Annotated in this window: 14 protein-coding genes, 2 tRNA genes and 1 riboswitch; of the genes, 2 read left to right on the top strand and 14 right to left on the bottom strand. The window is 73.4% G+C overall.

Annotated elements, in window-relative coordinates; genetic code table 11:
- Window positions 1-42: 42 nt before the first annotated feature.
- The 3 genes from ID804_RS05975 to ID804_RS05965 all read right to left on the bottom strand — a co-directional run bounded on the left by ID804_RS05975 (window position 43) and on the right by ID804_RS05965 (window position 3,166).
- A complete protein-coding gene (locus ID804_RS05975; protein ID WP_169078069.1) occupies window positions 43-1,362 on the bottom strand; it encodes a GAF domain-containing protein in 1,320 nt (439 codons plus the stop codon).
- 77 nt (window positions 1,363-1,439) lie between these two features.
- The gene (locus tag ID804_RS05970; protein ID WP_169078067.1) at window positions 1,440-2,291 is read right to left on the bottom strand and encodes a DUF1684 domain-containing protein; all 852 of its coding nucleotides are present in this window, start codon (window positions 2,289-2,291) and stop codon (window positions 1,440-1,442) included.
- A 116-nt stretch (window positions 2,292-2,407) separates the two neighbouring features.
- On the bottom strand, window positions 2,408-3,166 hold the full coding sequence (locus ID804_RS05965; RefSeq protein ID WP_169078065.1) for a hypothetical protein: 759 nt from the start codon (window positions 3,164-3,166) through the stop codon (window positions 2,408-2,410).
- Between the two features lie 101 nt (window positions 3,167-3,267).
- Window positions 3,268-3,333, top strand: a riboswitch (guanidine-III (ykkC-III) riboswitch).
- A gap of 11 nt (window positions 3,334-3,344) precedes the next feature.
- Between ID804_RS05965 and ID804_RS05960 the strand changes: the two genes are divergently transcribed.
- On the top strand, window positions 3,345-3,668 hold the full coding sequence (locus ID804_RS05960; protein WP_169078063.1) for a DMT family transporter: 324 nt from the start codon (window positions 3,345-3,347) through the stop codon (window positions 3,666-3,668).
- Window positions 3,669-3,687: 19 nt separating this feature from the next.
- On the opposite strand, the gene ID804_RS05955 is transcribed toward ID804_RS05960, so the two are convergent.
- The 3 genes from ID804_RS05955 to ID804_RS05945 all read right to left on the bottom strand — a co-directional run bounded on the left by ID804_RS05955 (window position 3,688) and on the right by ID804_RS05945 (window position 6,062).
- A tRNA-Ile gene (locus ID804_RS05955) sits at window positions 3,688-3,761 on the bottom strand.
- 53 nt (window positions 3,762-3,814) lie between these two features.
- Window positions 3,815-5,020 (bottom strand): glycosyltransferase, encoded by a 1,206-nt coding sequence (locus tag ID804_RS05950; protein WP_169078061.1) that lies wholly within the window; start codon window positions 5,018-5,020, stop codon window positions 3,815-3,817.
- Window positions 5,021-5,141: 121 nt separating this feature from the next.
- Window positions 5,142-6,062 (bottom strand): DMT family transporter, encoded by a 921-nt coding sequence (locus ID804_RS05945; protein WP_317451192.1) that lies wholly within the window; start codon window positions 6,060-6,062, stop codon window positions 5,142-5,144.
- 40 nt (window positions 6,063-6,102) lie between these two features.
- On the opposite strand from ID804_RS05945, the gene def reads away from it, so the two are divergent.
- The gene (gene def, locus ID804_RS05940) at window positions 6,103-6,669 is read left to right on the top strand and encodes a peptide deformylase (RefSeq protein WP_169078057.1); all 567 of its coding nucleotides are present in this window, start codon (window positions 6,103-6,105) and stop codon (window positions 6,667-6,669) included.
- Between the two features lie 48 nt (window positions 6,670-6,717).
- Here def and ID804_RS05935 read toward each other — a convergent pair whose 3' ends face one another.
- The 8 genes from ID804_RS05935 to ID804_RS05900 all read right to left on the bottom strand — a co-directional run bounded on the left by ID804_RS05935 (window position 6,718) and on the right by ID804_RS05900 (window position 14,517).
- A complete protein-coding gene (locus ID804_RS05935) occupies window positions 6,718-7,032 on the bottom strand; it encodes an AzlD domain-containing protein (RefSeq protein WP_169078056.1) in 315 nt (104 codons plus the stop codon).
- Window positions 7,029-7,793 carry an AzlC family ABC transporter permease gene (locus tag ID804_RS05930; protein ID WP_169078055.1) on the bottom strand — a complete coding sequence of 255 codons (765 nt, stop codon included), beginning with the start codon at window positions 7,791-7,793 and terminating at the stop codon, window positions 7,029-7,031. The genes ID804_RS05935 and ID804_RS05930 overlap by 4 nt, the downstream gene beginning before the upstream one ends.
- A complete protein-coding gene (locus ID804_RS05925) occupies window positions 7,790-8,695 on the bottom strand; it encodes a sensor histidine kinase (RefSeq protein ID WP_169078054.1) in 906 nt (301 codons plus the stop codon). Before ID804_RS05925 ends, ID804_RS05930 begins: the two co-directional genes overlap by 4 nt.
- Window positions 8,696-8,777: 82 nt before the next feature.
- Window positions 8,778-8,853, bottom strand: a tRNA-Asn gene (locus tag ID804_RS05920).
- A 98-nt stretch (window positions 8,854-8,951) separates the two neighbouring features.
- Complete coding sequence (locus ID804_RS05915) at window positions 8,952-10,010, bottom strand: D-isomer specific 2-hydroxyacid dehydrogenase family protein (RefSeq protein ID WP_317451191.1); 1,059 nt, start codon at window positions 10,008-10,010, stop codon at window positions 8,952-8,954.
- A gap of 42 nt (window positions 10,011-10,052) precedes the next feature.
- A complete protein-coding gene (locus ID804_RS05910) occupies window positions 10,053-10,979 on the bottom strand; it encodes an ATP-binding cassette domain-containing protein (protein ID WP_169078053.1) in 927 nt (308 codons plus the stop codon).
- A gap of 171 nt (window positions 10,980-11,150) precedes the next feature.
- Window positions 11,151-13,235, bottom strand: a complete 2,085-nt coding sequence (dnaG, locus tag ID804_RS05905) for a DNA primase (protein WP_169078052.1) — start codon at window positions 13,233-13,235, stop codon at window positions 11,151-11,153.
- A gap of 10 nt (window positions 13,236-13,245) precedes the next feature.
- Window positions 13,246-14,517, bottom strand: a complete 1,272-nt coding sequence (locus ID804_RS05900) for a deoxyguanosinetriphosphate triphosphohydrolase (RefSeq protein WP_169078051.1) — start codon at window positions 14,515-14,517, stop codon at window positions 13,246-13,248.

Genomic DNA, 14,517 nt, shown 5'->3' with positions numbered 1-14,517 from the left:
GCGCCCGCGGCCGCTGCCGCGGGGCGTGATCCGCGCCGAGTGTCAGCGGCCGAGCTCGCGCTCGATCATCTCGATGCGGCCGACCACCGCGGCGCGCCGAGGACTCGCGGCCGGGAGCAGCCGCAGCGCCGTCGTCCAGACCTCGAGGTCGAGTGCCGCATCGTCGGTTCGCGCGTAGTCGAGCAGCGTGTCGACCGTCGCGTCGGAGAGCATGCTCTCGCGCACTCGGCGAGCCACCTCGAGGCGCATGGCCTCGGCACCCGGTGCGCTCGAGCCGGGCAGCACCGCGCCCGCATAGTGTCCGAGGGCCACACGGTGCGCGCCTCGGTCGAGGAACGCCAGCACGCGGTGCGCGTCGAGCTGCAGACGCCGAGGCAGCCGGTACGGCCGGCTGAGCGGGACCAGATCGGCGTGCCCGCCCTCCTCGAGCACTCGGCGGAGGCGCACCATCTCGGCTCGCAGCGTCACGATCGCGCCGTCGCGGCCGTGAACCGCCTGCGCGAGGGCCTCGGCGCTGAGGCCGGCCGGATGCCACGCGAGCAGCGCGAGGATCTCCGCGTGCCGAGCGCTCAGCTCGAGCTCACGACCGTCGGACTCGAGCAGTCCCGTCTCGCGCCCGAGCACGCGCAGGAGCGGTTCGCGGGTCACCGCGGCGCGCGTGCGGCGACGGACGGGCGGCTCGACCGTGCGCGGGGCGCTCGTCAGAGCATCCAGTCGCTGCACGTGCAGTTCGGCCTCAACGGCGGCGACGGTCGCTTCGAGCAGCGGCAGCGTCGCGGGCGCGACTGCCTCGTCGCCGCCCGTGATGTCGATCACGCCGATGATGCGACCGCTCGCAGGATCGTGCACGGGCACGGCGGTGCAGCTCCACGGGTGCACGATGCGGTTGTAGTGCTCCGCGCCGCGGATCTGGATGCCGTGGTCGAGGGCGAGGGCGGTGCCAGGAGCGGACGTGCCCGCGATCTCCTCCGACCAGTTCGCGCCCTCGATGAAGGCCATGCTCTCGGCGCGGCGCCGCAGGTCGCGGTCGCCGTCGATCCACAGCAGACGACCGGCCTGATCCCCGACGGCGATGATGAGGCGCGAGTCGAAGGTGTGCCGGATCAGCAGTCGGTGGATGATCGGCAGCGTGCTGGCGAGGGGGTGGGCCGCTCGGTACTCGCGCAGCTCGGCCTCGGCGAGGTCGATGGCCGGGAGCCGGTCGGGATCCACGGAGCGGTCGCGCGCGCGACGCCACGAGTCGACCACGACCGACCGGATGCCGTCCGTGCCGTCATCGGGAGCTGCCTGGGCCGCCTCGAGCCGATCGCGCCAGGCGGCGCCGCCGACGGGCACGGGAGCGGAGTGCCACGAGCTCGCCATGGGACACCTCCGCCGGGGCGCCCTCCGTCGGACGCCTCCGTCAGGATATCGGCACCCGCTCGCCGATGCTCGAGGGGCTAGTGCAGCAGCGAGCCGTCCTTGGCGAGCACGTTCTTCTCGCCCGCCTCGATCGCGAACGGGAAGCGGTTCTGCTTGGGCGGCAGCGGGCAGTTGAAGTTGTAGCTGAACGCGCACGGGGGCAGCACCGCGAGGTTGAAGTCGAGGGTGATCGTGCCGTCCGAGTTCGGGGCGAGGAAGAGGAAGCGGCCCACCGAGTAGGTGCTGTCGCCGTTGGTCGCGTCGGCGAAGACGAGCTGCAGCGCACGCCCCGACTTGAAAGCCGCGATGTCGTACTCGACCCCGTCGTGCGTGAAGCGGATCTCGCCGGGCACGACCTCGTCGCGCGTCTTGCCGTCGTCTTTCAGGTGCTCGAAGCCGACCGTCGTGCCGCCCTCGATCTCGCGGAACGTGCCCGTCAGCACCCACGCCGGGTCGTAGGCGAAGGCGTCGATGCCGCCGAAGCTCTCGATGGCCTCGCTGCGGGCATCCCACACACGCAGGGCGTAGGCGCCCTCCTCCCCCGCGATGACGAAGCCGGTCGTGTGGTCGTCGAACACGATGCTCGACGGCGAGGGGTCGTCCTTGCCGCGCACGCGCACGGTGCCGTCGACGAGCTCGCCGTCGACGGTGATGCCGTCGGCGGCGGTCGCCGTGACGAGCAGCCCGCCCTCGGGCGCCGGAGCCCAGCGGCCCGGCACGCCCCAGATCGTCTGCTCGGCGTCGACCCACTGCGTGTTGACGAGCGCGAGCGGGCCCTGCGGCTGCACCGCGGCGAGGTCGCGCCGCTCGCGGAACACCGCGTAGCGCTCCTCCGGCGTCGCGGGGGCGGCGGGCGCGGTGGGCTGCGTGGGCGAGGCGGCGTTCGACATGGGCTCCATCCTGCTGGGGATGCTCGGGCCAACGCGAATCGGCGCGCCGCTGTTCCCCCCGACGCCGCCCGTCGGGCCGAGGTCGCGGCCGCGAGGCGCGCCGTGGCCGGCCGCCGTCAGCCGGCGAGCAGCGCTGCCGTCGCGAGCACCGCCGAGTGCGCGAGGGTCAGCAGCAGGAAGACGCGCTCGGCGCCGAGCGCGGCGGCCTCGCCGCGAGCGGGCTGCCGGTGCCACCACACGCTCCACCACTGCGCGGCGCTGAGCGCGAGCAGCGCGAGGGTCGTCGCGCTCACGAGCAGGCTCACGGGCTCGCCGACGACGAGCCGCGTGACCTGGTAGAGCGCGACGACGCCCCACGGCACGATGCCGATCGCGGCGCCGACGCTGAACGGTGCGAGCCCGGCCCGGCCCGGCGCGACCCAGCGATCCTGCAGCAGCAGCAGCAGCACCGCACCGGCGGCGAGGGCGTACGCCGCGACGAGCACGCCCGCCTCGCTCACCCCGTTGAGCAGCGCGACGAGCACGATCGTGATGCCGGCCTGCTGCGAGAGCTCGAGCCAGCGCACTCCCGCCCGCCCGCGCGCGAGCGCCGCGGCGTGCCGTTCGCGCAGCGGCGGGATGCCCACCGCGAGCCGTACGACGGCGCTCACGAGCAGCACGACCGCGGCCGCCGCCGCGAGATCCACGGCGGCGAAGGGCGCCGGCGGCAAGCCGGGGGCGGAGAGCCTGACGGGCAGCTCCGTCGTGAGCCGGGGTGCTGCGACGAGCAGCCCGAGCGCGGCCAGCAGGTGCAGCACGGCTGCGGCGACGGCGAGGGTGTCGAGGCTGGGCATCCGCGTCGGGGGGTCGTTTCGGCGCTGCGTCGAGTCGGTCATGCGGGCTCCTCGTGGCCGCGGATCGGCCCTGCTCGGCATGCTAGCGAGGGGCAGGCTCACCAGCGCTCAGGCGGTGCTCACGAACGTGCGGCAGGCTGATGGCAGAGCACGGCACTCGGGCTCCCGGACGACGGTTCAGTACCCGGCACGCGACAAGACTGGCCACGGGAGGACCGTCATGTCGTGGATCGTGCTCATCGCCTCGGGCGTGCTGGAAGCCGTGTGGGCCACCGCCCTCGGCGCGTCGAAGGGCTTCAGCAGGCTCGGGCCGTCACTCGTCTTCGTCGTCGCGCTCGCCGCCAGCATGGCGGGGCTCGCGTGGGCGATGCGCGAGATCCCGACCGGCACCGCCTACGCCGTGTGGGTCGGCATCGGGGCGAGCCTCACGGTGGTGTGGGCGATGCTCACCGGTGCGGAGGCGCTCTCGGTCGTGAAGCTGCTGCTCGTGCTCGGCATCGTCGCGTGCGTCATCGGCCTGAAGCTTGTCAGCGACGCGCACTGACCGCGCCGGGACGATGCGGTAGGGCGGACGGGACTTGAACCCGTGACCGACGGATTATGAGTCCGCTGCTCTGACCAGCTGAGCTACCGCCCCGTGGGCCGCGAGGGCCCGTGCGCCACTCTACCGAGCGACGGCGACGCGTCAGCTCAGGGTGCGGGCGTGGGCGCCGTCGAGCCGACGCCGTCGACCACCGGGTCGTCGACCTCCTCGCCGCGGTAGAGCGCCTCGAAGGTCTCGAGCGTGCGGGTGATGTCGTGCCCGGCGACGATGCGCAGGCTCTCGCGTTTGAGCTCGAGCAGCTCGTCGTGCGGCATCGTGAAGACGCGCTCGAGGCGCGCGGCGAAGCCCTCGATGTCGCCCGGCTCGTAGAGGAAGCCGTTCTCGCCGTCGTGGATGAGGTGCGGCAGCGCCATGGCGTTCGCCCCGACGACGGGCAGGCCCGACGCCATCGCCTCCATCGTGGCGATCGACTGCAGCTCGGCGCGACTCGGCATCGCGAAGACGGATGCCCGGGTGAGCTGCTGCTTCAGGTACTCCTCGGGCGCGTACCCGGCGAAGTGCACGCGGTCGGCGATGCCGAGGTCGCGCGCGAGCCGCTCGAGCGCCCCACGCTGCTCGCCGTCGCCGATGACCTCGACCTTGACGTCGAGCGCGGGATCGAGGAGGGCGACCGCGCGCAGCAACTCGTCGATGTGCTTCTCGGCCTCGACCCGGCCGAGGAAGAGCGCGACGTTCTCGGTGCGCGGCGCGAGGTTCGGCGTGTAGTGGTCGATGTGCAGGCCGCAGCTGATGGCGTGCACGCCCTGCAGCGCGGTGTACTTCTCGAGGTAGTCGGCGGCCTTGCGGGTCGGCGTCGTGACCGATTCGGCGAGACCGAAGGTGCGGCCGGCCGCTCGCCACATGCCGCGGATCGCGGCGTCCTTCAGCGAGCCGAAGAAGGGCGTGAACTGCATCGCGTTGTCGGGCATGAAGTGGTTGGTGCCGACGATGCGGATGCCGCGCGCGGCGGCCTGCCGCGCGAGCCCGCGACCGACGACGATGTGCGACTGGAAGTGCACGACGTCGGGCTTCACTTCGTCGAGGATGCGCGCGGCGTTGCGCTCGATGCGCCACGGGAGCGCGTAGCGCAGCCACGGATGCGGCTTCCACCTCCACGAGCGGAGGCGGTGCACCGTCATCGGCTGACCCTCGTGGTACTCGGTGCGCGTGACGTTGGGCCCGTCCTCCGGGCGGGGTGCGACGATGTGCACCTCGTGGCCGCGCTCGACGAGGCCTGCGGCGAGGCGCTCGGCGAACTTGGCGGCTCCGTTGACGTCGGGGGCGAAGGTGTCTGCACCGATCAGGATGCGCATCGGCTGAGGTCTCGCCGCGTCGGCATGCGGGGCGTCAGGCACGGTGGAAGTGGTCCTTGCGTCTCGGGGCAGGCGCGCGGAGCGCCGCGGTCGGGGGAAGACCAGCGGAGTCTACGGTACCTCAGCGGTGCGTCTGGGGATGGTGCTTGGCGAGCCGGATGACGCCCACGATCGCGATCGCGCCGGCCGCCACGGAGATGGTCGCGGCGGGCAGCGGGATGAGCGTCGCCTCCCCCAGCACGACGACGCCGATGAGCACCGCGATGAGCGGATCGATGACGGTGAGCCCGGCGATGACGAGGTCGGGCGAGCCGACCGAGTAGGCCGTCTGCACGAAGTAGCCGCCGAGCGCGGCGCTCGCGAGCAGCGCGACGATCGCGACGACGGTGAGCCACTCGAAGTTGCCGTTGACGATGCGGTTGATGACGACCTTCGCGAGCGTGGCGACGAAGCCGTAAAGCACGCCGGCACCGGCGATGTAGAACATGGCACCCGCGCTGCGGCGTCGCAGCGCGAAGAGCAGCCCGAAGGCCGCGGTCACGATGCCGAGGATGCCGAGCACGGTGAGCAGCTGGCGCTCGTCGATGCGCTGCTCGACGGCGAACGTGGCGGCGACCACGACGAAGGTGCCGACGCCGCCGACGCTCATCGCGATCGCGCCGATCGCCTTCCGGTCGAGTCGGATGCCCGACAGCCGAGCGTTGAGGATCGCCGTGATGACGAGCGCGACGACGCCGATCGGCTGCACGACGATGAGCGGCGCGAAGCCGAGGCTCGTGAGCTGGAAGACGATCGCGAGCCCGAGCATGACGGTGCCCAGCAGCCAGGAGGGCCTGCGCAGCAGGTGCAGCAGCTGGCGAGGGCTCAGGCCCGCCCTGCTGCCGTCGCCGAGGTGCGCCTCGACCTTCGCGACGCCCCGATGCTGGAACTGGGCGCCGAGGGAGAGGAATACGGCGCCGATGAGTGCGAGCGGGATGCCGATGCCGAGGAACGGACTGCGGATGAGCTCATCCGTCAGCACGTTCAGCTCGGGGGGAAGCACCCGGACACTGTACCGATCGGTCGGTCGATATCCTGGACGAATGGCCGTGCTCCCGATCCGCATCACCGGCGAGCCGGTGCTCCACTCCCCCGCGGCGCCCGTCGAGCGCGTCGACGACGCGCTGCGCGCGCTCGTGGCCGACATGTTCGAGACCATGGCCGCCGCCCCGGGTGTCGGGCTCGCCGCGCCGCAGGTCGGCGTCGACGCGCGCGTGTTCGTCTACGACTGGACGGACGAGGACGATGTGCACTGGCGCGGCGTCGCGATCAACCCCGAGTTGCTCATCAGCCCGCTCGCCCTCGACGAGCTCGACGAGGACGCCGAAGCCGAGGGCTGCCTCTCGGTGCCGGGTGAGCGCTTCCCGCTGCGGCGCGCCGACCGCGCTCTGCTGCGGGCGACCGACCTCGACGGCGAGGCCTACGAGATCGACGCGCACGGCTGGCTGGCGCGCATCTTCCAGCACGAGTTCGACCACCTTGAGGGCGTGCTCTACGTCGACCGCCTGGCCCACCCGTACGGCAAGGCGGCGCTCAAGGCCGTCAAGCGCAACTCGTGGGGCGGCCCCGGGCAGTCGTGGCTGCCGGGGCGCGACCACCTCGAGGACTGACGCGGGAGACGGCGGCGCCGCCCCGGGCATCCGCCGACGGTTCGGGCCTCAGGCCGCCCAGCCGAGCGCGCGCAGCGCCGCGGCGACACCCGCGGCGGCGATGATGACCACGATGAACGGCGTGCGGATCGCGAAGAGGCCCGCGGCCACGACGACGGCCGGCAGTCGAGCATCGATGAGGATGCCCTGGCCCGCGCCGATCGTCTGCACCACGATGAGCGCCGAGAGCAGCGCGACCGTCACGAGGTTCGCGGTGCGCGCCGCCGTCGGCGTCTGCAGCACGCGCTCGGGCACGAGGTAGCCGGCCAGCTTGATCGCGAGCACGGCGATCGAGGCGAGCAGGATGATCTGCCAGACGGTCATCGCTCCGACTCCCCCGAGTCGGGCGCCGGCGGCACGTCGTCGTGGTGCGCGAGGTGCGGCTCGGCGTCTCGTCGGCCGAGCAGGTCGGGCACGCCGACGAGCACGCCGACGAGCGCGGCCACGAGCACCGGCAGCCCGGGCGGCAGCACGGGGATGACCGCGGCGGTGACGACGGCGGCTCCGACCGCGACGACGACGGGCTGCAGGGCCCGCAGCCGCGGCCACACGAGACCGAGGAAGGCCGCCGCGGCGGCCGCATCCAGCCCGAAAGCGCTCACGTCGCCGAGCAGGTCGCCCAGCAGCGCGCCGACGAGCGTCATGAGGTTCCAGCCGACCCAGATGATGGTGCCGGTCGCCCAGAACCCGATGCGCTGGCTCGCGAGGGTCGGCTGCGCCGTCGCGACCGCCGTCGACTCGTCGATGGTGAGGTGCCCGGCGAGCAGGCGCTTGGCGAAGCCGGGGCCGACGATCGGTGAGACGCGCACGGCGTACAGGCCGTTGCGCAGCCCGAGCAAGGTCGCGCCGGCGATCGCCGCCGGACCGGACGCGGTGCCGCCCGCGGCGAGCACGCCGATGAGGGCGAACTGCGACCCGCCGGAGAACATGACGGCGCTCAGCACGCAGGCCTGCCACACGTCGAGGCCCGAGGCGACCGCGAGGGCGCCGAAGGAGACGCCGTACGCGGCGACCGCGAGGCCCACAGCCCAGGAGGCCCGCCACGCCTCGCGGCGCGCTGCCGCCTCGACGTCGTGGCCGGTCACGAGCGCCGCAGGTCGACCCCGTGCACGCCGTTGTGGTGCCGCAGGGTCGGGAAGACGACGGAGAGGGTGAAGCCGACGCCGGCCTGCGTCGTCGCGGTGAGGATGCCGCCGTACAGCTCGGCGCGGGAGCGCATCTCGGCGATGCCCCGGCCGTCGACCGTGCGGGTGAGGGCGGCGAGGTCGTCGTCGATCGTGGTCGCCGCGGCGGCCGCGGGGTCGTCGCCGTTGCGGCGGGCCTGGGCGCGGATGCCGTCGTCCTCGACCTTGAGCTGCAGGCCCTGCTCCGTCCAGGTCAGGGTGACGCGCGTCTCGGTGCCGGGGCCGCCGTAGGCGAGGGCGTTCGCGAGGGCCTCCTGCAGGATGCGGTAGATCGCGATCTCGGCGCCCGGCTTGAGCGGGAAGGCCTCGCCGAACTCCTCCACGACGACCTCGAGCCCCTGCTCGCGCATGACGCTGATGAGCTCGTGCGCGGCGTCGAGGCGCGCACCCTGGGCGCTGCCCGACTCGCCCTCGCCGACGAGCGACATCACCCTGCGCAGGTCGGCGAGCGTCGATCGGGTCGTCTCGGCGATCACGGCGGCGCTGCGGCCCGCCGCCGAGGGGTCGCGCTGCGCGGCGTACCGAGCGCCGTCGGCCTGGCTGATGACGACAGAGAGCGAGTGGGCGGCGACCTCGTGCAGCTCGCGGATGATGCGCAGCCGGTTCGTCTGCTCGGCGAGGGCGACCTCCGAGTCGAGCCGCGCGCGCTCCGCTGCGGCGCGCTCGGCGTGCGCTCCGGTGACGCGCCCGCGGGCGCGCAGCCACGCCACGAGCAGCGCGATCGCGATGACGACGAGCGCGGCGACGGCGGCCACGGCGGCCAGCACGATGTCGGCGGCGTTCTCGGTCAGCCAGGTGATCACAGGGTCATCCTCTCGCGCGCCGGGGCGTCGTGCGAACCGCGCATCGCGGGCCTGCGGCCCGGCGCTGTGCGAGATGGAGAGTTGGCTCCCCGACTTGGACTCGAACCAAGAACCTGCCGGTTAACAGCCGGCTGCTCTGCCAATTGAGCTATCGAGGATCGCTGCGAACAGCGAGGAACACGTTACCAGAACTCCGAGACCGGATGCGCACGCGCGGGCCGCGCGGAGGGCCGCGAGCGCGACCGACGAAGGCCGCTCAGTACCCCGCGCCGGGGTCCACGATGCCCACGAACCGTCCGTCGCCGAGGAAGCCGCGGACGTTCTCGGTGATGCGGCCGGCGAGCAGCGGCGCGGTCATCTCCGGGGTGTCGGCCGAGTGCGAGGTGATGATGCAGCGCGGCTCGCGCCAGAGCGGGTGGTCGTCGCCGAGCGGCTCCGGGTCGGTCACGTCGAGGCCCGCGCCGAGCAGGCGCTTCTCGCGCAGGGCCTCGGCGAGGGCATCCGTGTCGATGAGGGCGCCGCGGGCGATGTTGACGAGCGCGGCGTGCTCCGGCAGCAGGGCGAGCTCTCGCGCGCCGATGAGTCGGCGGGTCTCGGTCGTCGCGGCGGCGGCGAGGATGAGCCCGTCGGCCCCGGGCAGCACCTCGTGCAGCCGGTCGACCGTCACCGTGCGGTCGGCGCCGCCGACCTCGCCGGTCGAGCGCCGCACGACGGTGATGCGCACGCGCCAGGGCTGCAGCAGGCGGATGATCTCCGCCGCGATGCCGCCCGCGCCGACGATCACGATGTGCCGACCGTAGAGCGACAGCCCCGTGCGCACGGGCGCCCAGCGGGCCGCGCGAGCCTTCGGCGCGAGCTCGCGCAGCACGGCGTGCAGGAGGGCGACGGCGTGCTCGGCGACCGGCTCGGAGTACGCGCCCTTCGCGCTCGTGAAGAGCGGCCCGGTGCCGTCGGCGTAGCGGGGCAGGATGCTCGCGAAGCCGTCGACGCCCGCCCACGGCAGCTGCACCCAGCCGATGCCCGGGTGCCGCTCGAGCACCTCGGCGAGCTCGTCGGCGCGCTGCTCGCTGAGCCAGATGAGGCCGCGCGTGGCATCGGAGAGCTCGCCGACCGTGGCGCCGCCCGCGAGCGCGGCCTCGACGAAGAGCGCCGTCGGGCGCGGCAGCACCGCGAGGGGCCCGGGCTCCGGTCGGCGGCCGCTCGGCGGCTCGGCGCTGCGACCGGCGAGCGGATCGCAATGCTGCGCGGGTGCGTCGAGCGGGGCGGGGCGCTCCGGCACCATCGTGCGCGGCGGGATGTGGGCGGCGTGGGACACGCGAGGACCTCCGGGGATGCTCGGCGCCGGCTCGCGCGGGGTTCAGCCGCGCGACAGCGCCGCGAGTCGTTCGACGTAGGGGTGGGTCGGCGCGCCGAGCACCTCGTCGATGCCGCCCATGCCCACGATGCTCCCATGGTGGAGCACCGCGAGGCGCTGCGACAGGCGCCGGATCTCGCCGATCTCGCTCGAGACGATGAAGGCGGCGAAACCACGGCGACGCTGGACCTCGGCGAGGTGATCGAGGATGCTCGACCGCAGCGTCGCATCCACCCCCGAGGTCGGCTCGTCGGCGACGAGCAGGTCGGGCTCGAGCACGAGCGCCCGCGCGATCGCGAGCCGCTGGCGCTGCCCACGGCTGAGCTCGTGCGGATACATCGGGATCGTGGCCAGCGTCAGGTGCATGGCGTCGATCGCCTCCGCCACGATGCCGCCGGCGACCTTCTTGGCGAGCTTCGGGTTGCGCTGGAACAGCGGCAGCGCCACGTTCTCGCCCGCCGTGAGGTGCGGGTCGAGCACGGCCGAGGCATCCTGCGGCACGTGGCCGACGCGCAGCTCGAGCTGGTCGTCGCCGTGCCGGTCGACGTGGCGCACGTCGACGCCGAGCACCTCGAGCGAGCCGCCGGTGATCTCCGGCCCGCGGGGCACGGTGCGCGAGGTGAGGCCCGCGAGCACGGTCGCGAGCGTGCTCTTGCCGCTGCCGGCTTCGCCGATCACGGCGAGGGTCTCGCCAGGGGCGATGTCGAAGGTGATGCCCGTCAGGGCGTCGGCGGCCGCGTGACCCTCGCCGCCGCGGTAGCGCACCGAGAGGTCGACGGCGCGCACCGACGGCCGCAGCTCGCGCCGCGGATCGTCGAGGCGGTGGGCGCGGTCGCTGCTGCGCTCTGCGCCGCCCTCGCCGCGCGCCGCGCCCGCGAGTCGGGCGCCGCGCGCTCGGATCGTGCGGCGCAGACGATCGACTGCGGTCATGGAGCTCCCCCTCCGGGCGGCCAAGGCCGCTGAGCGGTCGCCCACGCGGGCGATCGCGGCCCCTCGCCTCCGGGAGCCACGACGAGTCTAGTGCGAGCGATGCTCATCCGCGCGGGGGTTGCGCCCGGAGGTCGCTCGTGCCCGTGCCGGACGGCGGCGAGGGTCGGCCCGTCAGTCGCCGCGCACGCGACGGCGCTCGGCCTCCAGGTCGACGAGCTGGCGCTGGAGGGTGCGGTAGCGCTCGGGGTCGGCCGTGGCATCGGTGCGCTGGAGCGACCCGAGCAGCTCGGTCTTGCGGCGCAGCAGGTCGCGCTCGATGAGGGAGGTCGTCACGCCCTGGCAGTACTCCCGCACGTGGTCGCCGCGGATCGGCAGCGGCGCGATCGCGAGCTGCAGCACGAGCGGCGAGAATGCCGCCGGGGCCTCCTCGGCGACGCGCGCCACCCAGGTCTGCGCCCCGTAGTGCTCGAACGCCGCGACGAGCGCGTCGCGCACCGTGCCGAGCGTCGGCGCCGAGAACGTCGTGTGGAGCGCGCGCAGCGCGACCTCGCGATCGATCTCGCCGGGATGCTGCAGCACCGCCATGAGCAGCTCGCGCTCGAGCCGGGTCACGGGGTCGTTCGGCAGGTCGGCGAGGCTCACCGTGGGGCTGGCGCCGCCGGGACCCGCGTCCTCCGGCGGGGGCGGCGCATCGCCGTAGGGGTCGTCCGGGGCGTGCGCGTCGAGCGGCGCGCGCCCGGAGGGCCCCGTGGTCGGACGCGCCGGCGTCGGCGCACCTCCCGGCGCGGAGGCACCCGGCCCCGCCGGCCCACCCGCGACCGGGCCGCGCGGCGGCGCCCCCGCACCCGGACCGGTCGACGCGCGACCGCCCGCACCTGCGCCGCCCGCGGTACCTCGACCGTTCGCCGGCCGGCTCGACGCCGCCCGACGCGCGGCCTGCACGGCGCGCGACACCTCCTGCGGGTCCATGCCGATCCAGCCGGCGAGGGTGCGGGCGTACCCGCTCTGCAGCGACTGATCGCGGATGCCCGCCACGACGGGCGCGGCGGCGCGCAGTGCGGCGACCCGGCCCTCGACGGTCTCGAGATCGAACTGCTCCAGGCGGCGGCGCACCATGAACTCGTACATGGGCTTGCGGCTGGAGACGAGCATCCGGATCGCGTCGTCGCCGCGCTTGAGGCGCAGGTCGCACGGGTCGAGGCCCTCGGGGGCGACGGCGACGAAGGTCTGCGCCGAGAAGCGCTGCTCCTCCGCGAACGCGCGGCTCGCGGCCTTCTGCCCCGCCTCGTCGGGGTCGAAGGTGAACACGACCTCGCCGAGCTGAGAGACGTCGCTGCTGTCGGTGTCGCCCATGATGCGACGGATCACCTTGATGTGGTCGACGCCGAAGGCCGTGCCGCACGTCGCGACGGCCGTCGTGACGCCCGCGAGGTGGCAGGCCATGACGTCGGTGTAGCCCTCGACGACGACGACCTGCTTCCCCTTCGCGATGTCGCGCTTGGCGAGGTCGAGCCCGTACAGCACCTGGCTCTTGTGGTACACCGCGGTCTCGGGCGTGTTGAGGTACTTGGGGCCCTGGTCGCTGTCGAGCAGTTTCCGCGCGCCGAAGCCCAGGGTCTGCCCGGTCGTGTCTTTGATGGGCCAGATCAGCCGACCGCGGAACCGCGCGTACGGCGAGCGGTCGCCCTTGCCGAGCAGTCCGGCGACGAGCAGCTCGTCGACGGTGAAGCCCTGCGCCTGCAGGTGCGCGCCGAGCGCGTCGTACGAGTTCGGCGCGTAGCCGATCGAGAAGCGCTCCGCCGCGGCGGGGTCGAAGCCGCGCTCGCCCAGGAACCGGCGCGCGGGCTCCGCCTCCGGAGACTGCAGCTGCGCGCGGAAGAACGCCTCGGCCGCCTCATTCGCGGCGAGGATGCGGCGGCGACTGCCGCCGTCGTCACGACTCGGCCCGCCCTCCTCGTAGCTGAGGGTGTAGTTGAGCCGCTGCGCCAGTCGCTCGACGGCCTCGCTGAAGGTGACGTGATCGATCTTCTGCAGGAAGGTGAACACGTCGCCGCCCTCGCCGCAGCCGAAGCAGTGGTAGAACCCGACCTGCGGGCGCACGTGGAAGCTCGGACTGCGCTCGTCGTGGAAGGGGCACAGGCCCTTCAACGAGCCGACGCCGGCGCCCTTGAGGCTCACGTAGTCGCCGATGATCTCGGCGATGTTGGTGCGCGACCTGACCTCGTCGATATCGCTGCGCTTGATGAGGCCTGCCACGGGCCCGAGTCTACGAGGCCAGCCGGTCGTGCCAGCTCATCGCCGACTGATCGGTGAGGCTCGCGACCTGGTCGACGATGACGCGGCGCCGTGCGGCGTCGTCGCCCGCGGCACGGAAGTCATCGGCGAAGCCGGGGTCGAGTGCGGCATCCCCCGTCTGCCACAGGGCGTCGGCGAGTTCCGTCAGCAGCGCGCGCTGGCGGGCGTAGATCGGCTGGCGACTGTTGGTCGACATGACGTTCGCGGCGACGATGCCCTTGAGCACGGCGATCTCGGCCTGCGTCTGCCGCGGCACGACGACGTGGGCGCCGAACCGCGCGAGCGGGCGGTCGGGATGCGCCGCGCGCGTCGCGTGCACGGCCTCGTGCGCGAAGCGGCCGATGAGCTGGCTCGTGAGGTTCTTCAGGCGCGCGAGATCGCGACGCGAGCCATCCCACGAGTCGATCCAGAAGTCCAGGTGATCGAGGCGGTCGAACGCCGCGATGAGCTCGTCGTGGCTGATCTCGCCGCCGATCCACTCGAACATCGCGTCGACGAGCTCGTCGTGATTGACGCGCGCGCTCAGGGCCGGCACGTCGAGGTACCCGCTGACGATCGCATCCTCGAAGTCGTGCACGCTGTAGGCGATGTCGTCGCTGAGATCCATGACCTCGGCCTCGATGCAGCGCACGCGGTCGGGGGCGCCGGCGCGCATCCAGTCGAAGGCTGCCGCGTCGTCGTCGTAGAAGCCGAACTTGCTGCGCCCGCTCGGGTCGGGAATGCCCTGCGACTGCGGCCAGGGGTACTTCGTGCTCGCGTCGAGGCTCGCGCGCGTCAGGTTGAGCCCGTAGCTGCGGCCGTCGGGCCCGAAGACCTTCGGCTCGATGCGGGTGAGCAGGCGCAGCGTCTGCGCGTTGCCCTCGAAGCCCCCGATGTCGCGCGCCCACTCGTTCAGGGCCCGCTCGCCGTTGTGGCCGAACGGCGGGTGCCCGAGGTCGTGCGCGAGGCACGCCGTGTCGACGACGTCCGGGTCGAGCCCGAGGCTCGCCGCGAGCTCGCGGCCGACCTGGGCGACCTCGAGCGAGTGCGTGAGCCGGTTGCGCGCGAAGTCGAGCCCGCTCGTGGGGCTCAGCACCTGCGTCTTCGCCGCCAGGCGCCGCAGGGCGCTGGAGTGCAGCAGCCTGCCGCGGTCGCGAGCGAAATCGCTGCGGCGCGTGGAGTGCTGCTCGGGCAGCCAGCGCTCGGCGTCGCGCGGCTCGTAGCCCGGCGACGGCGCGCCCGGCTCGTGGGAGTGGGAGGTCAC

The organism is Microcella alkalica (assembly GCF_014595885.1).
GTDB lineage: Bacteria > Actinomycetota > Actinomycetes > Actinomycetales > Microbacteriaceae > Microcella > Microcella alkaliphila_B.
Note: the sequence above shows the minus strand (reverse complement) of the source record. Positions and strands in the feature narration are given on the sequence as shown.